This is a genomic window from Streptomyces tropicalis (genome assembly GCF_029269835.1).
Classification (GTDB): Bacteria; Actinomycetota; Actinomycetes; order Streptomycetales; family Streptomycetaceae; genus Streptomyces; species Streptomyces tropicalis.
The window spans coordinates 118113-142478 of sequence record NZ_JARJBB010000005.1; the positions used below are offsets into that span (position 1 = coordinate 118113).

The following is a 24366-nucleotide window of genomic DNA, read 5'->3' on the forward strand; positions in this document are numbered from 1 at the left end:
TGGGGGGCTCCTCGGTCCGGGTTCGGTTCAGGTCCGCTCGGGCGGCAGCAGGCGTGTCAGGGTGTCCTCCAGGAGGGGCAGGGCGCGCTGGCCCGCCAGGGCCAGGAGGATCGCCGCGGCGACGCCGGACCACGCGGCCGGCCCCAGCGGGGTGCAGCCGACGAGGCGGCTGACGCCCGGCGTCTGCACCACCGCGACGAGGACGGCGGCGGAACCCACGGACGTGACCCGGACGAGGGTGCTGTCGCGGCGGTCGAGCAAGGTCTGGGCGAGCTGCGTGCCCACCACCGCGCACAGGGCCATGGTGCTGGAGCGGCGCGCGGTGCCCGGGGTCCAGCGGCCGATCAGCCACGCGGTGACGGCGCCCAGGCAGGTGGTCAGGGCGCGATGCCGGATCTGCCGGATCAGCGGGGCGCCGAGGACACCGCCCGCGACGTCCTCCGGGGACCCGGCGCGAGCCTGCTCCGGGTCCTCCTTGGGCGTCACCGCCACCGCCATCGCCGGGAACAGGTCGGTGAACAGGTTCACCATCAGCATCTGCCGGGTGGACAGCGGCGCGGTGCCGGACAGCAGCGTGCCCACGAGACCGAAGCCGACCTCGCCCGCGTTGCCGCCGATGAGGATGGCGATGGCGTCGGCGACGCTGTGCCACAGGGCACGGCCCTCGCCGATCGCGTCGATCAGCACGGTCAGGTCGTCGTCGGTCAGCACGATGTCGGCGGCGTTGCGCGCGGCCGCCGAGCCGCGGGCGTTGATGCCGACGCCGATGTCGGCGGCCCGGATGGCCGCGGCGTCGTTGGCGCCGTCGCCGACCATGCCGACCACCCGTCCCGCGTCCCGCAGCGCCTCGACGACCTGGAGCTTCTGCTCCGGCGCGACCCGCGCGACGACACCGGCGTCGCGCAGCATGCGGGCGCGTGCCGACCGGTCCGCGGCGGCGAGCTCGTCGCCGGTGACGACGATCGTGTCCTCGGGCCAGCCGAGTTCGGTGGCGATGGCGCGGGCCGTCTGCGGATGGTCGCCGGTCAGCATGACCGGGCGTACGCCCTCCTCGTGCAGGCCGTGCACGAGGGCCGTCGACGTCTCGCGGGGCACGTCGGACAGGGCGAGCAGCCCGGTGAACCGCAGCTCGTGCAACGGCTGTTCGAGCGTCTCGGCCTCCGTCTCGTCGTCCCGCAGCTCGCGCCGGGCCACGGCCAGCACCCGCAGCCCGCCGGCGGCCAGGTCGTGCGCGGCGTCGGCGGCGTGCGCGGGAAGGCCGGCGCAGGCGGGCAGGACGATCTCCGGGGCGCCCTTGACGACGAGGACGCGCGGCCCGTCCGCGCTGCGGCCGACGGCGGCGGCATAGCCGCGGGCGGCCTCGAACCCCCGGCCCTCCAGCTGCACCCAGTCCGGGTCGGGTCCGGCGGCGTCCAGCACGGCCTCGTCGGTGGCGTGCACGGGGCGGTCGGAGCCGCCGTCGTGCGGGGTGTCGCCGTTGAGGCGGGGGCAGGCGCGGGCGGCGGTCCGCAGGGTGGCCGCGGAGACCGCGTCACGGGCCCGGCGCACGGTGCCGTCGGCGTCGGACACGCGGACCAGGCGCAGCCGGTTCTCGGTGAGGGTGCCGGTCTTGTCGAAGCAGAGGGTGTCCATGCGGCCCAGCGCCTCCAGGGTGCGCGGGGTGCGGACGAGGACGCCGCCGCGACTCAGGCGGCGCGCCGCGGCCAGCTGCGCGACGGTCGCCACGAGCGGCAGGCCCTCGGGGACGGCGGCCACGGCGACGGCCACGCCTCCGCTGACGGCCTCCCGGATGGGCGTGCCGCGCACCAGGGCCAGGCCGGTCACCGCGGCTCCACCGGCGAGGGTCAGCGGGAGCGCCCTGCGGGTGAGCTCCTGCAACCGGGCCTGCACGCCGCCGGCGGGGGGTGTGCGGGCGGCCAGGTGGACGGCGCGGGCGGCCTCGGTGCGGTCGCCGATGTCGACCACGACGGCGCGGGCCTGCCCGCCGACGACGGTGGTGCCCTCGAAGACCATGCAGCGCCGGTCGGCGACCGGGGCGTGCGGGGTCGGGTCGGTCTGCTTCTGCACCGGGAGGGACTCGCCGGTGAGCGCGGACTCGTCGACCTCGAGGCCCTCCTGCCAGAGCAGGCGGGCGTCCGCGGGCACCACGTCGTCGCCCTTCAGCTCGATGACGTCGCCGGGCCGGAGCTTGGTGGCGTCGACGGTGCGGGTGCCGCCGGCCGGGGCCTCCGCCGCCGGGGGTGCCACGCGGGCCTTGCGTCCCTGCTCCGCGACCAGCCCGGACAGCGCCCGTTCGGCGCGCAGCCGCTGGAATCCGCCGACCAGGGCGTTCAGGTCGAGGGCGCCGACGACGAGCAGGGCGTCCACGACGGAGCCGAGGATCGCGGACGCGGCGGAGCCGACGGCGAGGACGGGGGTCAGCGGGTCGTGGAGTTCGCCGCGCACGGCTCCGCCGAGCTCGACCGTCCAGCGCGCGGGCGCGACCACCGGGTGCCGGGAGAGGCCGGCGACGGCCTTGCGCGCCCGCGCGGCGGCCTCCTGCCACGCGGTGGCGGAGGGCTCGCGTCCGAGTCGCTCCCGGGCCTCGTCGGGGTCCAGCTCGTGCCAGTGCACGCGCGGACGCGGGTGCGGAGGACGCGCGGCGGCGACACCGAGGGCGGCGCGCGTGCCGGACAGCAGGGCGGCCAACGCGGCGGCGTCGACGGGGGCGTGGCGCAGGCCCGGCAGCACCGCGCGGCGGCCGCGGCCGCCCTTGGACTCCCCGACGGCGACGAGCAGCCCGGACAGGGCGGCGCCGGAGCGGGCCAGGGTCTGCGCCCGCCGTCCGGTGGTACGGGCGGGGGGAATCGCGGTCAGCAGCCGCCACACGTCGGGCAGCCCGTGCAGGGCCAGGAGGTCGGCGCTCCAGACGACGGCGCCGCCGCGGTCGGTGAGGGCGACGGCGAGGTCGCTGGCGCGCAGTCCGGCCAGCACGTCGTGCTCGTCGGCGGACCGCATGCGGGCGACCGTGACGACGGTGCTGTCCTCACCGCGCAGCCCGTACACCACGTCGTCCAGCGGGCGCCGGGCGTCCACGACCTGGTCGGCGAGGCCGGTGAAGTCCTCCAGGGCGGGGTCGTCCAGGACCACGACACGCAGTCGGGCCCGGCGCGCGGCGTCCATCACGGCCTCGGTCCACGGGTCGGCCTCGTTCTCCTCGGTGCGCAGCGCGCTCGGGTGGAGCACGAGCGTGTCGGCCATCTCCACATGGCGCAGCCGCTCCGGGTCGCGGACGAGAGCACCGGTGCGGGAGAGGGCCGCGCTGAGCACGGCGTGGAAGGCGGCGGGACCGTACCGGGCGGCCTTCGGCGAGCCGGCGAGCACCGCTTCGGCGGCCTCGGCCGGGTCCTGCTTCACCAGGAGGGTGACGGCGGCGCCCAGGACGCTGCCGGCGGAGGCGTGGGTGGCGTACTCCTGGGCGGGCGAGATGCGCAGATCCGGGCGGGCGGAGCCGTCCGCGGCGACGCTGACGCGGTCGGGTGCGCACAGCTCGTCGTGGACGGCCTCGAAGGCGGTGGCGCGGGCCACGGTCTCGGCGAGCTGACAGGCGCGCAGCGCACCGTCGAGCACCAGCGAGGTCGGGCTCTGTCCGGCACCGTGGGCGGCCGCGTTGGCGCAGGCCAGCAGGAGGTCCATGCCGTGGGCGCCGAGCCGGGCGTGCAGCCAGGCGCGGAAGCGCGGGTTCTCCCGCAGGAGGGTGACCGCGGCGGTCACGAGGCGGGGCGAGGGCGGCAGGCGCATCGCGTACGCGGTCACTCCGGCGGCCACGCCCGCCACGTCGGCGGCCAGCGTGACGCTCGCGGCGCGGATCCCGGCGGGGTCCGCGGGATGGGTGACCTCCTCCGGTTCGCCGCCCGCGAGCAGCAGTCCGTGCTCTTCGGCCAGCTCGGCCGCGTGGTCGACGACTTGGTCGGAGAGTTCGTCCTCGGTGGCGGTGACGACCAGCCGGGCCAGCCCCTCGTCCCAGTAGGCGAAGGCGACGTCGGGGTGTTCGGCGAGGGCCTCGGCCACCCGGCGCGCCAGGTGCGCGCGTCCGCCCGCGCGGCGGACCTGTTCCGGTTCCTCGGGGCTGAGCACGAGGTGGGCGCGGGCGCCGGAGCGCCAGTGGTCGCCGCCGCCGGGCAGCGCGTTGCGGGCGACCCGCACGACCCGTGCGGCGGCGTCCGCGCCGCGCACACCGGCGCGGGCGGTGCCGGCGGCAGCACCGGCGGCGAGACCGACGGCGGGGGCGGCGGCCCGTACGAGCGTCCGGGGCGCCGTGAGCAGTCCGAGCACCATGGCGGGTCCTCAGCGGGTGGTGCGGCCGGGCCGCGTCGTCGGTCCGAGGGGGCCGGTGGCCGGCTTGGGCGTCGGCGGCTCGCCCTCCGCGGGCGCTGCCGGGCGGCCCGCGCCGGCGTCGGCGGCGGTCGCGCGCCGGGCGGCCGCCCGCTCCGCCGACGTCGCCGTCGCCTTCGCCGAACTGCGCCCGGTCGTCGAGGACTTCGCGGTGCTCCGCTCGACCGCTGACGCCTTGGCCGCGCTCCGCTCGGCCGCGGACCGGCCGGACGTCCCGGCGGCGGCCGCCGTGCGCGACGTCTTCTTGGGGGCGTCCGCCCCGCCCGCCGCCGTCCTGCGAGCGGCCGCCGTCCGGGGCGTCGTCGTCCGGTGCACCGCCGTCTTGTGCGTCGTCCGCGCCGTCGTGCCGTGGGCCGTGGCGTGCCGGGTCGTCGTGGTGCGCGCCGACCGGGTCGGCCGGGCGGTGGCCGTCTCCCCCGCCGGGCCGGTGTCCTCGGAGGCGTGCAGCGCCGCCTCGGTGATGTCGTGCGCGGCGTCCGGGGCCGCCGGGCCCGGCTTCGCCCCGGCCTTGCCGGAGGCGGCCCTGCCCGACGCGGCCCTGCCCGACGCGGCCCGGCTCGTCGCGGTCGTGGCGGCCGACGTCCGCGGTGCGGCGCCGCCCGCCGCGGGTGCGCGGACGGCCGTGGTGCCCTGCGCGTCGGTGCGTCCCGCCGCACGGGCCGCCCGGGTGCGCGTCCGCTCCGCGCTCCGCGACCGCCCCGTCGACGGCCCGGGCGCCGCCGCGGGTGCGTCCTTCGGCGTCCGCGTGATCCGCGTCGCCGGCCCGTCCTGCGCCGCTCCGGAGCTCTTCGCAACAGGCGCCTTCGTCCGTGCCGTCCGTGACCGCCCGGTTCCCGCCGCCTTCGCCGACGCGGTGTCCGCGGTCTGGCCGGGGCGGTCGGCGGACCGGGGCCGGGTGAACCAGGCGACGGCGGCACCGGTGACGGCGACGGGCCACTCCACCACACCCGCGAGGCCGAGCGCGCCGGCCCCGGTGTAGACGACCAGGCGGCGCCCGCGCGGGGAAACGGCACCGATCCGGTCCAGGGTGCCCGCGGCGGCGCTGCCCACCGCCTCGGCACCGGGGACCTTCCGCAGCGCGGAGGTCGCGGTGCGCAGGGGCGCCGTGAGGACCGAAAGGACCGACGACGACTTCTGCTCCGCCATTGACTCTCCTCGACCTGGTGAGACCGCCGCGCGTGCGCGCAGGGCGCCCTCGAACGCGCTGGTCGCCCCGTCCTCTCAGGGAACGCCACGGACCGCACCCTCGCCACCGGGCACCGGCCGTAGTGGTACGGGATGCCCCCGTGCGGTCGCATCGGCGCCGGACCACGACCGGCGGACGACGCCCCTCCGGCGGCACCCGCCCGGAGGGGGAATGCGTCCGCCAAGCGGCCGGAACCGCGTCACCCAGCGCCCGCCGCGCCACGGAGGGACCGGAGCCCATAGGACCGGCAGGGGCCGGACCGACCGGAGCGCATCGGACGGGCAGGGGCCGGACCGACCGGAGCGCATCGGACGGGCAGGGGCCGGACCGACCGGAGCCCGCCGTGCCGGCCGGTCCGGACCGGCCGGCACGGCATCAGTTGTCGCCGCCGCCACGCGGACGGGAGCCGACGGAGAAGTCCCGGCCGCCCTGTCGGCCGGCGCGGCCGAGCATCTCCTCGGTCAGTTCGCGCTGGTGTCCCGTGTAGGCGGAGCGCAGGGCGGGACCGGGCCAGTCGGCCGGCAGGAGTTCGGGCGGCAGCACCGGGTCGGCGAGCAGGTGCCGTACGACCGCCGCCAGGGCGGTGAAGCGGTCGGCGGGGCGATCCGTCCGGGCCACGTGCGCGAGCAGCGCCCGCGCGGTCCCGGCCCAGGCGTCGAGCGGCCACAACCGGGCTGCCAGTGCCCGGGCGGGCTGGTCCGGGCGGGCCAGGTAGCGCTGGGACGCCCGGTCGAGCCCGGCGGGCCAGTCCCGGTCCAGGTTGGCCGGCCGCAGCCAGACGCCCTCGCGGAGTTCGGCGAGACGGAGTGCCGCCAGCCGGGCGCGCAGCTCCGCCCGCTCGGCCGGACCCCGCCCGGTGGCGGTGACCACGGCCATCTCCCATTCCCCGTGCCAGGGCCGGGTCGCCGGGTGCACGGCCGTGTCCTGGCGCCGTTGGCGGTCGAGCAGCCGGTCGCTGAGGCGGTACACGGCGTCCGAACGGCGCAGGTCCCCCGCCGCCACCATCCGGCTGAGCGCCGCCCGCAGGGTCGATCCGCCCACGCCGAAGGGAGCGACGGCGCCCACGAGGTCCTTCACCGGCAGCTCGGGCGGGTGCGTGCCCAGCAGCAGGCTCAGGACGACCGACCGCGCGGACAGCGGACGCAGGTCGGGCCCGGCGGGCTCCTGGGAGGCGTTCATGGTCACGTACTGTACGGACGACTGGTGTATTGCAGTATTGCTGCGATCGCAGAACAAGTGCAACACTCGTCGTATGGCCTCGACATTCGCGCACGAACAGCAGGAGCAGCGGGCGGCGCAGGGCGGGACGGAGCCCCGGCCGGGGCAGCCGGCCGCCGGGCGGCCCGCACCGCGGACCGCACCGCAGGCGTCGTCCGCCACGCACGACGTCACCAACCAGGCACCGCCCCTGGCTCCCTACGACGCCTCCGAGGACGCGGCCCTGCTCGAAGGGGTGCGGCGCGAGGGCGCCGGATGGGCCGAGGAGGACCTGCGCCGGCTGGGGCTGCAGGCAGGCAGCGCGCAGGTGCAGGAGTGGAGCGAGCTGGCCAACCGGCACGAGCCGGAGCTGCGCACGCACGACCGGTACGGCAACCGGATCGACGAGGTCGACTTCCACCCGAGCTGGCACCACCTGATGGGGGCGGCGGTCGCCGGCGGGCTGGCCGGTGCGCCCTGGGCGGACGGACGGGCCGGCGCCCACGTCGCCCGGACCGCGGGCGCCCTGGTGTGGGGGCACACCGACGCGGGGCACGCCTGCCCGACGTCGATGACGTACGCCGCCGTCCCCGCGCTGCGCGCCCAGCCGGAGCTCGCCGCCGTCTACGAGCCGCTGCTGACCAGCCGGGTGTACGAGCCGGGGCTGCGCACGCCGGCCGAGAAGCAGGGCCTGCTCGCGGGCATGGGGATGACGGAGAAGCAGGGCGGCTCGGACGTCCGGACGAACACCACCGCGGCCACGCCCACCGCCGAGCCGGGCGTCTACACGCTGCGCGGGCACAAGTGGTTCACCTCGGCACCGATGTGCGACGTCTTCCTCGTGCTGGCGCAGGCGCCGGGCGGACTGTCCTGCTTCCTCGTGCCGCGCGTCCTGCCCGACGGCACCCGCAACACGTTCCGCATCCAGCGGCTGAAGGACAAGCTGGGCAACCGGTCGAACGCGTCCTCGGAGCCCGAGTTCGACGGCACGGTAGCCTGGCTGGTCGGGCCCGAGGGGCGCGGCGTCAAGACGATCATCGAGATGGTCAACTGCACGCGGCTCGACTGCGTGACCATGTCGGCGGCCCTGATGCGCAAGACGCTCGTGGAGGCGGGACACCACACGCGGCACCGGAGCGCCTTCGGCGCCCGGCTCGTGGACCAGCCCCTGATGCGCAATGTGCTCGCCGACCTGGCCCTGGAGTCGGAGGCCGCCACCACGCTCGCGCTGCGGCTGGCCGGCGCGGCCGACCGCGCGGTGCGCGGGGACGGAACGGACGAGGCCGAGGTCGGCTTCCGGCGGATCGCGACCGCCGTGGGCAAGTACTGGGTGACGAAGCGCGGCCCGGCCTTCACCGCGGAGGCCCTGGAGTGCCTCGGCGGCAACGGTTACGTCGAGGACTCCGGCATGCCCCGGCACTACCGCGAGGCTCCCCTGCTGTCGATCTGGGAGGGGTCGGGCAACGTCAACGCCCTGGACGTGCTGCGGGCGCTCGGCCGGGAGCCCGGCGTGGCGGAGGCGCTGTTCGCCGAACTCGCCCTGGCGCAGGGGGCGGACGCCCGCCTCGACGCGGCCGTGGCCGGGCTACGGGCCCGGCTGGGCGAGGCGTCACCGACGAGCGCGCGCCGCCTGGTGGAGCTGATGGCGCTCACCCTGCAGGGCTCGCTCCTGGTCCGGCACGCGCCGGCCGCGGTCGCCGACGCGTTCTGCGCCACCCGGCTCGGGGGCGACTGGGGCCACGCCTTCGGCACCCTGCCCGACGGCGCCGACCTCGACACGATCCTGACCCGGGCGCTGCCGGACCGCGGGTGAATCCCGGGCCCGCCGGGGGCGGACGCGGGGGACGCCGGGGCTGCGGGCACGGGGGCTGACCGGCGGCGGGGCCGGCCCCGCAGGGCAGGGCGACGGACGGTGGCCGCGACCATCCCGGCCCGTCGGCTCGAGTGGCCGCCCGCCCGGCCGGGGTGGTCGCGGCTCGAACCCGCGGCCGCCCCGGCCCGAACGGGCGCCGGCTCGACTCCCGTGGTGACCCCACCGGGATGCAACCTCTCCGCCCCGCGTCGGCCCCGCCGGAGCGGCCACGGGAGACGGACGGACCGGGCGCGGCCTGCAGCCCCGCCCACGCCCGCTCACCAGGTCTTGCGCCCCCACAGAGGGCCGAAGCGGGCCCACTCGGCGGCCCAGCGGTCCATGCTGCGCTCCTCCAGACGGCGGCGCAGGACGCGGCCCCCCACGAGCGGCAGGGCCGCGGCCGTCACCCCCACCAGTCCGCCGATCACCATGACCCGGGTGCGCGCCTGGGCGTCCGTGGCGGGGCGCGTGACCAGCCGGCCCTGCGGGTCGGTCCACACGCTGACCGGCGTGCCGGGGGGACTGCCGGGCCGGACGCGGACCTGACCGGTGTGCGTGGAGCCGTCCGGGGCGGTCCAGGCCACCTTGGTCCAGACCCGCACGGCGGACTCCGCCCGGGCACGGCCGTCGCCTCCGGTGGCCGTCGGCTGCCCGGCGCTCGACGGGTGTCCGGTACCCGGCGGGTGTCCGGTACCCGGCGGGTGTCCGGTGCCCGGCGGACGTCCGGCGTTCTTCGCGTCGCCCGCGGGTGCGGCGTAGGTGCCGGGCGCCTTCCGGGCCACCAGCGCCACCGTGGGCCGCCATTCCGCGCGTTCCCGGGACACCCCGTGCTGCACGGCGTGCGCCGCCGTCCACCCCCCGAGCAGCCCGGCCAGTACGGTGCAGATCCAGGCTCCGAGCACGACCCAGGCCTCCACCACGTCGGTGGGACGTCTGAGCGGATTGCGGCGCCAACGCCACAGCCACACCTTCCGACCACGGAACCCCATCGAAGGCTTCCTCCTCACGAGCGCATGGACATGCCGAACCGCCCTCCCATACGGGAGAGGGCTCCTCGATGCTCACGGCGAGTCCCCCGTTCGACGGTGCCACGAGTCGCCGCGCCCGCGCACGGTTCTGCGCGAATCCGCCGGATCCGACCGGCCCGTGACACCCACCGGGGACCGACACCGCCGCCCCCACCTGCGGGGAAGCCGTCCCGCGGGAGACTGTCAGTGGTGGGGTGCAGACTGGCCGGTGTCCGGGACGAAGGGGTTCGGGACAACGACGCGGAGGTGACCGGCATGACCGAGGTACTGCTCGCCGTGGGCACACGCAAAGGCCTGTTCATCGGGCGACGGCGGGGAGGTGTCTGGGAGTTCGACGACCGGCCCCAGTTCAACGCCCAGGCGGTCTATTCCGTCGCCGTCGACACCCGGGGCGGCACCACCCGGCTGCTGGCCGGGGGCGACAGCGCGCACTGGGGCCCGTCCGTCTTCCACTCCGACGACCTGGGCCGCACCTGGACCGAGCCGGCCCAACCGGCGGTCAAGTTCCCGAAGGACACCGGGGCTTCGCTGGAGCGGGTGTGGCAGCTGCATCCGTCGGCCGCCGAGCCCGACGTGGTCTGGGCGGGCACGGAGCCGGCCGCGCTGTACCGCTCGGAGGACCGCGGCGAGAGCTTCGAGCTGGTCCGCCCCCTGTGGGAGCACCCCACGCGGTCCCGGTGGGTGCCGGGCGGCGGCGGTGAGGGCCTGCACACGGTGCTCACCGACCCGCGCGACCCGCGGGCCGTCACCGTCGCCGTGTCCACCGCCGGGGTGTTCCGCACCCTGGACGGCGGCGCCAGCTGGCAGCCCTCCAACTCCGGCGTGTCCGCGGTGTTCCTGCCCGATCCGCACCCGGAGTTCGGCCAGTGCGTCCACAAGGTCGCCCGGGACGCGGGCAGCCCGGACCGCCTCTACCTGCAGAACCACTGGGGTGTGTACCGCAGCGACGACGCGGGCGCGCACTGGACGGACATCGGCGAGGGCCTGCCGTCCACCTTCGGCTTCGCGGCCGCCGCGCACCCGCACCGCGCCGACACGGCGTACGTCTTCCCGATCAACGCGGACGCGGACCGGGTGCCGGCCGACCACCGCTGCCGCGTGTTCCGCACCGGGGACGCGGGCCGGAGCTGGGAGCCGCTGACGGCGGGCCTGCCCCAGGAGGACCACTACGGCACGGTGCTGCGCGACGCGCTGTGCACCGACGACGCGGACCCGGCGGGCGTCTACTTCGGCAATCGCAACGGCGAGGTGTACGCCTCGGCCGACGACGGCGACAGCTGGCAGCAGCTCGCCTCCCACCTGCCGGACGTGCTGTGCGTCCGGGCGGCGGTGATCGGGTGAGCACCGGGCGGGCCCCGCGGGGCCGAACGGGCCCGCGTGCGGCCCGCGTTCACGGGGGCGGCCGGTCCGGCGCCGGACCGCCGGCTCCGGGCCACCGCTTGGTCGACGCCCCGCGTCCGGCAGTAGGGTGACGCCCGTGGCACCACGACCGTTGCATGAAATCCTCGAACCGGGCTGGGCGCAGGCCCTGGAGCCCGTGGCCGGCCGGATCGCCGAGATGGGCGACTTCCTGCGTGCGGAGATCGCCGCCGGCCGTACCTACCTCCCCGCCGGGCAGCACGTCCTGCGCGCCTTCCAGCAGCCGTTCGACGACGTACGCGTCCTGATCGTCGGACAGGACCCCTACCCGACCCCTGGGCACGCGGTGGGGCTTTCCTTCTCGGTCGCGCCCGAGGTGCGGCCCCTGCCGCCCAGCCTGATCAACATCTTCCGGGAGCTGCACACGGACCTGGGCGCGCCGCAGCCGTCCACCGGAGACCTCGCCCCGTGGACGCAGCAGGGCGTGCTCCTGCTCAACAGGGCCCTCACCACGGCGCCCCGCAGCCCCGGCGCGCACCGCGGCAAGGGCTGGGAGGAGGTCACCGAGCAGGCCATCCGCGCCCTTGCGGGGCGCGGGAAGCCGCTGGTGTCGATCCTGTGGGGCCGGGACGCCCGCAATCTGCGCCCGCTGCTCGGTCCGCTGCCGTCGGTGGAGTCCTCCCATCCCTCCCCCATGTCGGCCGACCGCGGCTTCTTCGGCTCCCGTCCCTTCAGCCGTGCCAACGACCTGCTGATCCAGCAGGGAGGGCAGCCGGTCGACTGGCGCCTGCCGTGACGGACGGCCCGTCCGGGTATCTCGCGGTGGACTCCGGCGGCTCCGGTCTGCGCGTCGCGGTCGGCGTCCCCGGCGGGCCGCCGTCGGCGCACGGGGAGTCGAAGGAGCCGGTGCGCACCGGTGCCCGGGGCATCGATCCCGGGCACCTGCTGGAGCAACTGCTGCCGCTGGCCCGGGCGCTGTCCGTGCAGGCCGGACTGCCCCGGCTGGACACGGCGGTGGTGGGGGCCGCCGGCTTCGCCACCCTGGGCGACGGTCTGCGGGCCGAACTGCCGGACGCGCTGGCCCGCGAGCTCGGGGTCCGGACGGTCGCGCTCGCCGCCGACGCGGTGACCGCCTACGTCGGCGCCCTGGGCCTCGGCCCCGGTGCGGTGGTCGCCGCCGGGACCGGTCTGATCGCCCTCGGCACCGACCTGGTCCGGTGGCGCCGCGCGGACGGGTGGGGCCATCTGCTCGGCGACTGCGGCAGCGGGGCGTGGATCGGCCGGGCGGGGCTGGAGGCCGCGCTGCGCGCCCGTGACGGACGGGACGGCGGGTCGGCCTCGCTGCTCGCCCACGCCGAGGAGGCGTTCGGCCCGATGCCCGGGCTGCCCGGGCGGCTGTATCCGCGCTCCGACCGCGCCGCGGCCCTCGCCTCCTTCGCCCCGCGTGTGGCCTCGTGCGCGGCGGCCGACCCCGTCGCGGCGGGCATCCTGCGCACCGCGGCCCGGCACATCGCCGAGTCGGCCGCCGCGGTCTGTCCCGCGGAGGGCGAGCCGCGGATCGCCCTCACCGGCGGCCTGTTCAGGATGGGCGACCCCCTGCTGACTCCGCTGGAGGAGGAGTTGACGGCACGGCTTCCGTATGCCCGGCGTGTCCCGGCGGAGGGCGATCCGCTGCACGGCTCGGTCCGCATCGCGGCCGCGCTGGCCGCCGGCTCGCTGGGCCTGCCCGGCGACGACGAGAGGATGCTGCAGGTCGTCGGCGTTGCGAGGAACTGATCCGCCCAGTCCCGCAGGTGTCGGACAAGTGCCGCCATGCACCGAGCGAGTTGTCACAACAAGCCTGATTCCGTGCACCGACGGTTCGAATCCGTACGTAACTCATCAGACAAAACCGGACGGATACCGCTCACCTGCACCCTCCCCGAACAGGAGGACCCGGGAAGCCAGTAACATGCGGCGCCATGAGCTCCCCCACTGGGCCCGCCGGCCTGCCCGTACGAATGCCGCGCCCCCGCCAGCCCGGACGGCACCGCCGTCCCGAGCCGCTGGCGGCGCCCGATGGCGCGCCCGCGCTCGTCCTCGCGGTGCCGGGCACGCCCGCCGCCGCCGCGCGCAGCCTCGCCGAGGAGGTCGTGAGCATCGCCCGCTCCGAGCTGCCCGGCCTCGACGCCCGCATCGGGTACGTCGAGGGGGACGACGCGGAGTTCCCCTCACTGCAGTCCGTGCTCGCGCACACCGCGCAGGAGCGCACCGCCCGCTACGAGCAGGCCGTCGCCGCCGGTGTGGACGCCAAGGAGCCCGACGGCCCGGTCGCGGTCGTGGTGCCCCTGCTGGCCGGCCCCGACAGCGCCATGATCCGCCAGATCCGCCACGCCGTCATGGAGAGCCGGGTCGCCGCCGAGCTGACCGATGTGCTCGGCCCGCACCCGCTGCTCGCCGAGGCGCTGCACGTGCGACTCTCCGAGGCCGGTCTGGCGCGCGCCGACCGTGCCCGCCTGTTCACGGTGGCGACCGCGGCGGACGGCATCATCCTCGCCTCCGTCGGTGGCGACGAGGCCGTGCAGGCGGCCGGGATCACCGGCATGCTGCTCGCCGCCCGGCTCGCCGTGCCCGTGATGGCGGCCGCCCTCGACCAGGAGGGCGCCATCTCCGCCATCGCCGAGCAGCTGCGCTCGTCCGGCTCCCAGCAGCTCGCGCTCGCGCCCTACCTGATCGGCCCGGAGATCGACGCGGGGCTGATCGAGGCCGCCGCCGCGGAGGCCGACTGCGCCGCCGCCGAGGCCCTCGGCCCCTACCCGGCGATCGGCAAGCTCGCGCTGGCCAAGTACACGACGGCGCTGGGCATCGCCCCGCCGCAGCCGCAGGGCGCGCCGGTCCGCTGACCCCCGCGCCACGCCCGTACGGCCGCAGGGCCCCGCTCCGGTGAGGAGCGGGGCCCTGCGCCGTCCCGCCTGCGCAGGAGGGGCCGGTCCTCCGCCAGTTACGGTGCGGTCGGCCGCCTCAGCCGAGGACGACGCAGGACGCGGCCGGCACCGGCACCGAACCGGCGCGCCGGGGCAGCCCCGTGCCGGGGTCCAGGGCGAACCAGGTCACGTCCCCGGAGCGCTCGTTCGCCACGTAGAGGCGGCCGTCGAGGAGAGTGAGGGCGCGCGGCCAGTGCCCGCCGCACGGGACGGTGCCCACCAGGCGCAGCGTCCCGCCGCCGTCCTCCGCGGCGAAGACGGACAGCACGTCCTCGCCGCGGGTCGCTGTCCACACGAAACGGCCGTCGGGGGCGACGGCGATGCCCGAGGGGTGGGCGTCCCCGGCCGGGGCGTCGGGGAGCACGGACGCCTCGGCCAGCGGACGCAGCGAACCGGTCCCGGCGTCCCAACGGCAGACGGTGACCGTGGGCGTCAGCTCGTTGACGACGTAGGCGTGGGTGCCGTCCGGGTGGAAGGCCAGGTGGCGGGGGCCGGAGCCGGGGCGCAGCGCGATCTCCCGGTGCAGGAGCAGCTTGCCGCCGCTCAGGACGCAGACGCGGACCGAGTCGGTGCCGAGATCCACGCTGACGGCCCAGCGGCCGCTCGGATCCGGCTGGACCTGGTGGGCGTGCGGGCCGCGCTGGCGGCGGTCGTGCGGGCCGGATCCGGTGTGCTGGAGCACGTCAGAGGCGGCGGGGGCGAGCAGCCCGTCGGCGCGCAGGGGGACCGCGCTGACGCTTCCGGAGCCGTAGTTGGCGGTCAGGACGTGCCCGTCGAGGAGGCTCAGGTGGGTGGGTCCGCTGCCGCCGACCCGGACGGGTGACCCGGCGAGTTCCACCGTCTCGCCCTTGATCCGGTACGCGGCCACCGCGCCCTCGGCCGTCTCGCTGACCGCGTAGAGGGTGCGGCCGTCGTCCGACAGGGCCAGGTAGGACGGGTCGAGGACCCCGTCGGTGCTGCTCAGCAGGGTCAGCGCACCGTCCTGCGGGGCCACGGACGCGGTGACGACTCCGGGGCCGCCCGCCGCCGTGAACGAACCGATGAACGCCCGCCGCCGCCGTGCGCCGCCGTCTGCCACCGCTGTCCCCTTCCGGACGTCCCGTCGGGGTGACGGTAGCAAGCCGGGTGTGCCGTCGGCCCGTCAGACCGCGGCCCCTCGGCGAATCAAGGGTCCGGAGCGGATCAGGCGCCGACGAGCGGGGATCCGGGCGGGGTGCGCAGGGGTTCGGCCAGGTCCGCCAGGGCGCGCTCCAGGCCGTGCAGGTGGGCGAGCACGGGCTCGGCCACCGGAGGCCGGGCGGCGGCCGCGCCGACCCGGTCGGCGCGGCCCGTGGTGAGCGCCTCCACGGCGGCCTCCACCCGCCAGCACGCGGCGGCGAGCCGCGCGTCGTGGGAGGCCACGGGGTCGGCGGCGACCGCGACGAGACCGCGGACCTCGCGGGCGCAGTCGTCGAGCAGCGCGAGCACCCGGCGGGCGCGGCCCTTGCGGCCCCGCATCGGGTTCAGCGGGTGCGTGAGCGGTGCGACGGACAGCCGGACCCGGCCGAGCAGCTGCTCCAGCTCGGCCACCCGGGGCGCCGGGTCGGCACCCTCGGTGCCCGCGAGTCGCGCGGCGGCCTCGGCGGTGCAGGCGTGGACGCAGTGCAGGGAGCGCTGGATCCACTCGTCGGTGACGGCGTGCGTGGTGACCGGCAGGACGAAGAGCACCGCCAGCGCCGCGCCCGCGGCCCCGAGCGCGGTCTCCGCGAGCCGGAGCGCGACCAGGCCGGGGGTCAGGACGCCGAGCAGGCCGTAGAGCGACTCGGCGAGCAGGGTCACCCAGAGCATCATCCAGGTGTACGACACGGCCGCCGTGTAGAAGATCCCGAAGACGGAGACCGCGACGAGGGCGGCGGTGGGGAGCGCGGCGCCGTGCAGCGGGGCGGCGATCCCGAGGCCCAGACCGATACCGAGGACGGTCCCGAGGACCCGCCGGAAGCCGCGGACCAGGGTCTCGCCGCGGGAGGCCGTGTTCACGAAGATCCACCAGGTGGCGCCGACCGCCCAGTACCAGCGCTGTCCGGACACCAGCTGGCCGGCGACGAGCGCGAAGCCGGCGCCGGCGGTCGCCTGCACGGCCTGCCGGGTGGTCACCCGGGCCAGTCCGGTGCCCCCGGTCGGGGCGGGCGCCGCGGCCGCCGGGAACCGGCGCTCGTAGCACCACAGCCCGAAGCGGACCGCCGCGGCGGTCAGCACGGACAGCAGGACCGCAGCCGACAGCTCGGGCAGCTGCTCGGGGACGGCGTGCAGGAACTGCGCGACGAAGAAGGTCATGAACGCGAACACCCCGAGGCTGTGCCCCCGGGGTCCCCAGCGCCGCGCGTACACGCCCGCCCCGACGACGGCGAGGAAGGCGAGGTCGCGGGCCACCGGGACATCGTGCAGCACGGCCGCGGCGGCGAGTACGGGCAGGCCGACCGCGGGCAGCAGGGCGGTGGTGACCGCCTGCCCGCGGACGGTCGGGTCGGCGACGGTGAACAGGGCGAGCAGCGCCGCGAGACCGCCGGTGACGGCTCCCGGGAGGGAGTGGCCGGCCAGGCCGCAGACCGCGGCGGCCAGCCCGATGCCGACCACGGCCCGGGCGGCGAAACGCAGCCGCACACGGCCCGGGTCCGGAGCCGCGAACACCCTCTTCAGCACTGCCTACCGCCCCCAGGGGAAAGGTCCGCCGCGGCACCGTTCGCCGCGGACTGGGACACCGAACCGACATCGCCGGGCCCGTCGGGACACCGGCACGAAAAAGGCGCCGCGGAGTCCGCAGCGCCATCGACGGCTCCATGAGAGCATCCCGGACCCGGCTGGCTCAAGTGACCACCCCACGACTGTGCCATTGGCCCAACTGGAGCGAGGCGATCCGGCCGGGCAGCGGGCCATTGGACGAGCTCGGCTGGTACACCCGGGCCGCGCCACGCTGAGCCATTGGTACAGTCGGCAGAACGCGCCGGACGGGCCGGACGGGAGGGAGCCGCAGTGCCGTGGCCGTGGACGAGCTCGACACCCGCATCCTCCGCCTGCTGCTGGAGCAGCCGCGTACCAGCGTGCGCGAGTACGCCCGGATCCTCGGTGTCGCCCGCGGCACCCTTCAGGCCCGGCTCGACCGGCTGGAACGGGACGGGGTGATCACCGGCACCGGTCCGGTGCTGTCACCGGCCGCGCTCGGCCTCCCGGTGCTCGCCTTCGTGCACATCGAAGTCACCCAGGGCCACCTCGACGACGTCGGCGACGCCGTCGCGGGCGTACCGGAGATCGTCGAGGCGTTCTCCATCACGGGCGGCGGCGATCTGCTGACCCGTGTCGTGGCCCGCGACAACGCCCACCTGGAAGACGTGATCCAGAAGCTCATCAGCCTGCCGGGCGTGGTGCGCACCCGCACCGAGGTGGCCCTGCGCGAGCGGGTCCCCCACCGTCTGCTGCCCCTGGTGGAGTCGATCGGCCGGGTGGCGAAGGAGCGGAGCGGCTAGGGTCCCTTTTTCGGATCTTGCCGGGGGACGCGGGGTCCGGCACGCACGTCTGCGGCGTTGTCGTCGGTTGTCGACGCTCCGCGTCGCCGCCCTCCTCCGCCTTGCAGCCGCACGCACCGGACCCCGCTCGACCCCATGGCAAGGCGCCGCCGGCGGAAGCCGACCTGATCCGAAAGAAAGGCCCGAGGCGGAGCGGCCGGAGGGAGCGGCTGGGCGAAGCCGGGGACGGCACGCAGCACCGCTGCCCACCGCGCACCGCGCACCGCGTGCCAGGGGCCCGCCGCCGAGGGCCTGCCGCCGTGCGCCGACTAGGAGTGGCGGCGCGGACGGCCGCCGCGGGCGGAGCCGGAGGACCGGGTGGAGCCGCCCCGTGTGCCGCGTCCGGACTGCTTCTGGCCCGCCGCGCCCTTCCGGCCGCCCGTCCCGCCCGCTGCGGTGCGCCGGCCGGCCGACCCGTCGGAGCGCTTCTTCTCCGCCGCGGTCTTCGACCCGTCCTGGGACTGCTGGGCCCGGGAGCGGCCGCGGCTGCTGTTCACGGTCCGTCCGCGGACGATGCCGATGAAGTCCTCGACCAGGTCGGTGGTCGCCTCCTCCGGCCAGGACAGGGCGACCGCGGACTGCGGCGCGTCCACGACCGGCCGGTAGGTGAGGTCCCTGCGGTGGTGCAGCCGGGCCAGCGACTGCGGGACCAGCAGCAGACCCACGCCGGCCGCGACCAGCTCGATCGCGTCCGCCGTGGTGGCCGGGCGCTCGAAGGCGGGCTCGCCGGGAGGCTGCTCCCAGCCGAGGACGTCGTCGAGGGGATGGAAGACGACCTCGTCGGCGAGGTCCGCGACGCTGACCTCCTCCGCGGCCGTGACCAGATGGTCCTTCGGCACGACGACCACCGTCGTCTCGGTGTAGAGCGGGATCGCGCTGAAGAACGTGCGGTCCACGGGCAGCCGTACGAGGCCCGCATCCGCCTCCCCGCCGCGCAGCACGTCGGACGCTTCGGCGGCCGGGACCTGGACCAGGGTGAGGGGGACGTCCGGCAGGCGCTCGTTCCAGATCCGCGCCCACTTGGCGGGCGTCACCCCGGGGACGTACGCGAGCCGGAACGAGGGGGATGCTTCCGAGCCTGTCACCCCGCCAGGTTACCCGGCGTGGTCGGAGGCCTTCTCCACGGTCGATAGTCTGGACACCATGAAGTCGCACCAGACCACCCAGACGATGAAACCCGCCACCGCGGCGAAGAAGCTGGGTGTGTACCTGCCCGCCACGCCCCCCGAGTTCCAGGAGGGCGTCGTCTCGCGCGCCGAGCTCAACGAGCTCCAGGCCGATCCGCCCGCGTGGCTGCAGGAGCTGCGACGCAACGGCCCCCACCCCCGCCCGGTCGTCGCGGCGAAGCTGGGCGTCTCCATCGCCGGACTGGCCCGCGGCGGGATCACCGACCCCCTCACCTCCGACCAGATCGAGGCCCTGAAGGAGAGCCGGCCCGAGTGGCTGGAGAAGGAGCGGGCCACGCAGGCGGACGTCCGCAAGGAGGCGGCCCGGCTGAAGAAGCGGGACGCCGAGCGCGCCGAGCAGGAGCAGGAGTCGCGTTCCTGAGTCGCACCGACCGCGCACCGGCCCGGCCACGCACGCTGCGTGCCGGGCCGTCCCCGTCCCCCGCGTCACTGCGGTGACGTGACGCCGGGCGCCGTCGGCCGCTCCCCGCTCCGCCGCAGCGCAGGACCGCTTCCCGTCTCGGGACGGGTCGCGCCCGGCGAACGACGTGGCTCAGTGACGTGCACGGACTCTCGAGAACGGGCACGCCCACGATGGGCGGGGCGGACCGCCCGAGCCGGGGCGGCCTCACGTCGCCGTCCCGCCCCGGGCACCCGGACCGCCGCCGTGCGAATCCGCCCTACGCCGCCTCGCTCTCCCGCTCCGCGCCGTCCCGGTGGATCGGCAGACGCGAGCCGGTCAGCGGGGTGCCCGACCCTCCGCGGCGGACGGCGACGATCTCCGCGGCGATCGACAGCGCGGTCTCCTCCGGCGTACGGGCTCCGAGGTCGAGGCCGATCGGCGATCTGAGCCGGGCCAGCTCCCGCTCGCCGACGCCCGCCTCCCGCAGCCGCTGGTTGCGGTCCTCGTGGGTGCGGCGCGAGCCCATCGCCCCGACGAACGCCACGGGCATCCCCAGCGCCTCCTTGAGCAGCGGCACGTCGAACTTGGCGTCATGGGTGAGCACGCACAGGACGGTGCGGGCGTCGGTGTCGGTGCGCCGCAGATAGCGGTGCGGCCAGTCGACCACGACCTCGTCCGCCTCCGGGAAGCGGGCCCGGGTGGCGAAGACGGGCCGGGCGTCGCACACGGTCACCCGGTACCCGAGGAAGGCGCCCGCCCGCACCAGTGCCGCGGCGAAGTCGACCGCCCCGAAGACGATCATGCGGGGCGGCGGCAGGCGCGATTCGACGAGCAGCGTGAATCCGCCGGGGCAGTGCGAGCCGTCCTCCGAGACGTCGACGGTGCCGGTGCGGCCGGCGTCGAGCAGGGCGCGCGCCGCGGCGGCCGCCGCACGGTCCACCTCGGGCCCGGCGCCCAGGCCGCCCTCGGCGGTCCCGTCGGACCGGACGACCAGCATGCGCCCCAGCAGCGCCGCCGGGCCCCGGGCGACCCGGACGGCCGCCGCCGGCTCCCCGCGGACGGCGGCCGCGAGCGCCGAGCGCAGCGGCGCGCGGACCGGTGCCTCGGACCTGATCGGGGTGATCAGGACCTCGATGGTCCCGCCGCAGGTCAGACCGACGGCGAAGGCGTCCTCGTCGCTGTACCCGAACCGTTCGAGCCGGGTCCGGCCGTCCGCGAGCGCCTCGACGCAGAGGTCGTACACCGCTCCCTCCACGCAGCCTCCGGAGACCGAGCCGACGACCGTGCCCCCGCTGTCGACGGCGAGGGCCGCACCGGGGCCGCGCGGGGCGCTGCCGCCGACGGCCACGACGGTGGCGACGGCGAAGGACCGCCCCTCCTCGGCCCAGCGGTGCAGTTCCTCGGCGATGTCAAGCACGTGGCGCTCCCGTGCCGGCTGCCAGCACACGGTCGGGCCTGATGGGGAGGTGGCGGTGCCGGACACCTGTGGCGTGCCAGACCGCGTTGGCGATCGCGGCGGCGGCGCCGACGATGCCGATCTCCCCGATGCCCTTGATCCCGACCGGGTCGTCCGGGTCCGGGTCGTCCACCCAGTCGGCCTCGACGAGGGGGACGTCGGCGTGCGTGGCCACGTGGTAGCCCGCGAGGTCGGCGCCGACATGGCCGCCGGTGGCGGGATCCCGGACGGACTCCTCGTGCAGGGCCATGGAGATGCCCCAGATCATGCCGCCGGTCAACTGGCTGCGCGCGGTCAACGGGTTGACGATCCGGCCGGCCGCGAACACGCCCAGCATGCGCCGGACCCGGACCTCGCCGGTGGTGACGTCCACGGCGACCTCCGCGAACTGCGCGCCGTATGCGTGCCGTTCCTTCCGGGCGAGGGCGCCGACGGCCGCGGAGGTGTCGGAGCGGACGGTGATGCCCTCCGCGGGGATGTCGCTGCCGAGGGCGAGCCGCTCGCGCAGTTCCTCGGCGGCCGCGGTGACGGCCCATGCCCAGGAGCGGGTGCCCATCGACCCGCCGGCGATCATCGCCGGCCCGAAGTCGCTGTCCCCGATGCGTACGCGGACCCGGTCGGGCGGTACCGCGAGGGCGTCGGCGGCGACCTGGGTGAGGGCGGTGCGGGCGCCGGTGCCGATGTCGGCCGCGGCGATCCGGACGGTGAAGGACCCGTCGGGCTCCGCGGTCGCGACGGCGGTGGAGGGTGCGGCCCCGGCGGGGAAGGAGGCGGCGGCGGTACCGGTGCCGAGCAGCCAGCGGCCCTCGCGGCGCAGGCCGGGTCGCGGGTCGCGCTCCGCCCAGCCGAAGCGGCGGGCGCCCTCCTGGAAGCAGGCACGCAGATTGTGGCTGGCGAAGGGCAGGCCGGAGACCGGGCCTCTGTCCGGTTCGTTGCGCAGGCGCAGTTCGACGGGGTCGATGCCGCAGCCCTCGGCGAGTTCGTCGAGGGCGGACTCCAGGGCGAAGGATCCCGGTGCCTCGCCGGGGGCACGCATCCAGGTGGGCGTCGGCACGTCGAGGCGCACGACGCGGTTGGCCGTGTGGTGGGCGTCGGCGTCGTACATCGCCCGGGCGACGCCGGCGGCCGGCTCGACGAACTCGTGCACGGTGGAGGTCACGCTGAGGGAGCGGTGCTCCAGGGCCCTCAGGCGGCCGTCCGCGTCGGCGCCGAGCCGCACCTGCTGGACGGTGGGGCTGCGGTACCCGATGAGGGTGAACATCTGACGGCGGGTGAGCACGACGCGGACCGGTCGCTGCAGGGCGGTCGCGGCCATCACGGCGGCCACCTGGTGGGCACGGACGCCCTTGCTGCCGAAGCCGCCGCCGACATGCTCGGAGCGCACCCGCACGGCGGAGGGGTCCATCTGGAACAGCTTCGCCAGTTCGCCCTGCACCCAGCCGGCACCCTGATTGGAGTCGACGACCTCGAGCCGGCCGTCGTCCCAGCGGGCCGTGGCCGCGTGCGGCTCCATCGGGTTGTGGTGTTCCTCCGGGGTGGTGTACTCGGCGTCCACGACGGTGGCGGACGCGGCGATTTCGGCGTCCAGGTCGCCCTTGCCGGTGACGGCGGGCATGACGCCGTCCATGGCGTACGCGTCGGGGTGCGCGGCGGAGAAGGCGACGTCGTGGTCCTCCTTCTCGTACTGCACGACGAGGGTCTCGGCGGCCTCGCGGGCCTGCTCGGAGGTCTCGGCGACGACGAGTGCGACCGGCCAGCCCATGTGGGGTACCCGGTCGTGCTGGAAGAGGGCGCACGTCGGGTCGGGCCTGGTGCCCAGGAGGCCGACGAAGTCGACGTCGACGCGCGGGGCGTTCCCGTGGTGCAGCACGGTGAGGACACCGGGGAGCGCGAGCGCGGCTCCACTGTCGATGGAGAGGATCCGGCCGCGGGCGACGGTGGAGAGCACCAGCCAGCCGTGGGCCAGGTCGGCGAAGGGCACTTCGCCTGCGTAGCGCGCCGCGCCGGTGACCTTGTCCCGGCCCTCGACACGGGTGCGGGCGGTGCCGACGGAACCGGCCGGTGCGGGCGTGGCCCGGGTCGTGGCGGTGCTCATCGTGCGGCCTCCTCGGCGGATCGGGTGCCGTCCTCGGCGAGTTCGGTGAGCACGGCGACGACGAGGTTGCGCATCAGGGTCACCTTGTACGCGTTGTCGGGCAGTGGCCGGGCCGCGGCCAGTTCGGCGTCCGCGGCGGCGGCGAAGACGGCGGCGTCGGCCGGTGCGCCGGTCAGCACCCGTTCGGCGGCGCGGGCCCGCCAGGGCCGGGAGGCCACCGCGCCGAGGGCCACGCGGGCCTCGCGCACCATGCCGTCGCGGATGTCCAGCGCGGCGGCGACGGAGCCGATCGCGAAGGCGTAGGAGGCGCGTTCGCGCACCTTGCGGTACCGGGAGCGGGCGGCGGCCGGCGCCGGTGGGAGGGTGACGCCGGTGATCAGCGCCCCGTCGGGCAGGGCTGTCTCGCGGTGCGGGGTGTCGCCGACGGGCAGGTAGAAGTCGTTCAGTGCCACGTCCCCGGGGCCGTCGGCGGTCTCGTAGGAGACGACGGCGTCGAAGGCGCTCAGCGCCACGCCCATGTCGGACGGGTGGACGGCGACGCAGTGATCGGAGGCGCCGAGGATCGCGTGGTTGTGGTGCACGCCTTCGACAGCCGGGCAGCCGGTGCCGGGCGCGCGCTTGTTGCAGGGCTGGGAGACGTCGGTGAAGTAGCCGCAGCGGGTGCGCTGCAGGAGGTTGCCGCCGACGGTCGCCATGTTGCGCAGCTGTCCGGAGGCGCCCGCGAGGACCGCCTGTGCGAGTGCCGGATACCGGCGGCGGACCTCGGGATGGGCGGCCAGCTCGCTGTTGGTGACGGTGGCGCCGATGCGCAGGCCGCCGTCCGGGGTGGGCTCGATGTCGTCCAGGGGGAGTTCGCGGACGTCGACGAGGTGGGAGGGGCGCTCGACGCCCGCCTTCATCAGATCGACGAGGTTGGTGCCGCCGCCGAGGAAGCGGGCGTCCGGGTCGGCGCCGAGCAGGGCGACGGCGCCCGCCACGTCGGAAGCCCTGCGATAGCCGAATTCCTTCATGCCACGGTCTCCTCGGTGTGCGCGACGCCCGTCCGGCCGTCGCTCCGTGCCGGCGCGGAGGCCGCTCGGGCGACCGCCTGGACGATCGACGCATAGGCTCCGCAGCGGCAAAGGTTGCCGCTCATCCGCTCGCGGATCTCGTCGGCGGTCAGGGACGGCGGTCCGGCTTCGGGCCGGACGTCGTCAGTGGCCGCACTGGGCCAGCCCGCCGCGTGCTCCTCGATCATCGCCACGGCGGAGCAGATCTGGCCCGGTGTGCAGTACCCGCACTGGTAGCCGTCGAGGTCCAGGAACGCCTGCTGCACGGGGTGCAGCCGCTCGCCCTCGGCCACGCCCTCGATGGTGGTGATCTCACGCCCCTCGGCCGCGACCGCCAGTTGCAGGCAGGACACCGCTCTGCGCCCGTCGACGAGCACCGTGCACGCGCCGCACTGGCCCTGGTCGCAGCCCTTCTTCGTGCCGGTCAGGTCGAGCCGCTCACGGAGTGCGTCGAGCAGGGTGGTGCGGTGGTCGACGGACAGCGGGTACTTCTCGCCGTTGATGTTCAGGGTGATGGCGCTGGACGTCGATGGGGCCATGAGGAGCCTTCCTTCGCATGTCCGGACCGGGTCCTCGGGACCGTCCGGTGGGGCAGAGGCATCAGGAGCCGGTGGGCGTCGGGACTCGGGGGCTGAGCGCCGGACACGACCTGGGCGCCGGACGCGGTGTCTCGGGACGGAGGTGCGGACTCGGGGACAC

The 24366-nt window shown here is 76.2% G+C and carries 18 protein-coding genes; 7 read left to right on the plus strand and 11 right to left on the minus strand.

Annotated features, from left to right (window positions below):
- Positions 1-27 precede the first annotated feature (27 nt).
- From P3H78_RS12045 to P3H78_RS12055, 3 genes are all read right to left on the minus strand, one after another.
- Positions 28-4317 carry a cation-translocating P-type ATPase gene (locus tag P3H78_RS12045; protein WP_276108912.1) on the minus strand — a complete coding sequence of 1430 codons (4290 nt, stop codon included), beginning with the start codon at positions 4315-4317 and terminating at the stop codon, positions 28-30.
- 9 nt (positions 4318-4326) lie between these two features.
- Positions 4327-5520 (minus strand): hypothetical protein, encoded by a 1194-nt coding sequence (locus tag P3H78_RS33305; RefSeq protein WP_313884399.1) that lies wholly within the window; start codon positions 5518-5520, stop codon positions 4327-4329.
- Between the two features lie 415 nt (positions 5521-5935).
- On the minus strand, positions 5936-6739 hold the full coding sequence (locus P3H78_RS12055; protein ID WP_276108913.1) for a PaaX family transcriptional regulator C-terminal domain-containing protein: 804 nt from the start codon (positions 6737-6739) through the stop codon (positions 5936-5938).
- A gap of 73 nt (positions 6740-6812) precedes the next feature.
- Between P3H78_RS12055 and P3H78_RS12060 the strand changes: the two genes are divergently transcribed.
- Positions 6813-8570, plus strand: coding sequence for an acyl-CoA dehydrogenase family protein (locus tag P3H78_RS12060; protein ID WP_276108914.1), 1758 nt, complete (start codon positions 6813-6815; stop codon positions 8568-8570).
- A gap of 317 nt (positions 8571-8887) precedes the next feature.
- On the opposite strand, the gene P3H78_RS12065 is transcribed toward P3H78_RS12060, so the two are convergent.
- A complete protein-coding gene (locus tag P3H78_RS12065) occupies positions 8888-9598 on the minus strand; it encodes an Rv1733c family protein (RefSeq protein ID WP_276108915.1) in 711 nt (236 codons plus the stop codon).
- A gap of 225 nt (positions 9599-9823) precedes the next feature.
- Here P3H78_RS12065 and P3H78_RS12070 point away from each other — a divergent pair, with 225 nt between their 5' ends.
- The 4 genes from P3H78_RS12070 to P3H78_RS12085 all read left to right on the plus strand — a co-directional run bounded on the left by P3H78_RS12070 (position 9824) and on the right by P3H78_RS12085 (position 13878).
- Positions 9824-10978 (plus strand): WD40/YVTN/BNR-like repeat-containing protein, encoded by a 1155-nt coding sequence (locus P3H78_RS12070; RefSeq protein ID WP_276108916.1) that lies wholly within the window; start codon positions 9824-9826, stop codon positions 10976-10978.
- A gap of 136 nt (positions 10979-11114) precedes the next feature.
- Entirely contained in the window at positions 11115-11792 is a 678-nt protein-coding gene (locus P3H78_RS12075; RefSeq protein WP_276108917.1) for a uracil-DNA glycosylase, read from the plus strand.
- A complete protein-coding gene (locus P3H78_RS12080) occupies positions 11789-12772 on the plus strand; it encodes an N-acetylglucosamine kinase (RefSeq protein ID WP_276108918.1) in 984 nt (327 codons plus the stop codon). The genes P3H78_RS12075 and P3H78_RS12080 overlap by 4 nt, the downstream gene beginning before the upstream one ends.
- 185 nt (positions 12773-12957) lie before the next feature.
- The gene (locus P3H78_RS12085; protein ID WP_276108919.1) at positions 12958-13878 is read left to right on the plus strand and encodes a sirohydrochlorin chelatase; all 921 of its coding nucleotides are present in this window, start codon (positions 12958-12960) and stop codon (positions 13876-13878) included.
- Between the two features lie 118 nt (positions 13879-13996).
- On the opposite strand, the gene P3H78_RS12090 is transcribed toward P3H78_RS12085, so the two are convergent.
- Together P3H78_RS12090 and P3H78_RS12095 are read right to left on the minus strand one after the other, a co-directional pair.
- Positions 13997-15037 (minus strand): lactonase family protein, encoded by a 1041-nt coding sequence (locus P3H78_RS12090; protein ID WP_276108920.1) that lies wholly within the window; start codon positions 15035-15037, stop codon positions 13997-13999.
- A 104-nt stretch (positions 15038-15141) separates the two neighbouring features.
- Positions 15142-16638 (minus strand): FUSC family protein, encoded by a 1497-nt coding sequence (locus P3H78_RS12095; protein WP_276108921.1) that lies wholly within the window; start codon positions 16636-16638, stop codon positions 15142-15144.
- 335 nt (positions 16639-16973) lie between these two features.
- On the opposite strand from P3H78_RS12095, the gene P3H78_RS12100 reads away from it, so the two are divergent.
- Positions 16974-17459, plus strand: a complete 486-nt coding sequence (locus P3H78_RS12100) for an Lrp/AsnC family transcriptional regulator (RefSeq protein WP_276108922.1) — start codon at positions 16974-16976, stop codon at positions 17457-17459.
- 308 nt (positions 17460-17767) lie between these two features.
- Here the strand turns inward: P3H78_RS12100 and P3H78_RS12105 are convergent, their stop codons facing one another.
- Positions 17768-18583 carry a LysR family substrate-binding domain-containing protein gene (locus P3H78_RS12105; RefSeq protein WP_276108923.1) on the minus strand — a complete coding sequence of 272 codons (816 nt, stop codon included), beginning with the start codon at positions 18581-18583 and terminating at the stop codon, positions 17768-17770.
- Positions 18584-18641: 58 nt separating this feature from the next.
- On the opposite strand from P3H78_RS12105, the gene P3H78_RS12110 reads away from it, so the two are divergent.
- Positions 18642-19046 carry a DUF5997 family protein gene (locus tag P3H78_RS12110; RefSeq protein ID WP_276108924.1) on the plus strand — a complete coding sequence of 135 codons (405 nt, stop codon included), beginning with the start codon at positions 18642-18644 and terminating at the stop codon, positions 19044-19046.
- A gap of 298 nt (positions 19047-19344) precedes the next feature.
- Here the strand turns inward: P3H78_RS12110 and P3H78_RS12115 are convergent, their stop codons facing one another.
- The 4 genes from P3H78_RS12115 to P3H78_RS12130 are packed head-to-tail and all read right to left on the minus strand — an operon-like array spanning position 19345 to position 24206.
- Positions 19345-20484, minus strand: coding sequence for an XdhC family protein (locus P3H78_RS12115; protein ID WP_276108925.1), 1140 nt, complete (start codon positions 20482-20484; stop codon positions 19345-19347).
- Complete coding sequence (locus tag P3H78_RS12120; protein ID WP_276108926.1) at positions 20477-22618, minus strand: xanthine dehydrogenase family protein molybdopterin-binding subunit; 2142 nt, start codon at positions 22616-22618, stop codon at positions 20477-20479. Before P3H78_RS12120 ends, P3H78_RS12115 begins: the two co-directional genes overlap by 8 nt.
- Positions 22615-23628: an FAD binding domain-containing protein gene (locus P3H78_RS12125; RefSeq protein ID WP_276108927.1), complete on the minus strand. Its 1014-nt coding sequence runs from the start codon at positions 23626-23628 to the stop codon at positions 22615-22617. Before P3H78_RS12125 ends, P3H78_RS12120 begins: the two co-directional genes overlap by 4 nt.
- Positions 23625-24206 carry a (2Fe-2S)-binding protein gene (locus P3H78_RS12130; protein ID WP_276108928.1) on the minus strand — a complete coding sequence of 194 codons (582 nt, stop codon included), beginning with the start codon at positions 24204-24206 and terminating at the stop codon, positions 23625-23627. The genes P3H78_RS12125 and P3H78_RS12130 overlap by 4 nt, the downstream gene beginning before the upstream one ends.
- Positions 24207-24366: the final 160 nt, after the last annotated feature.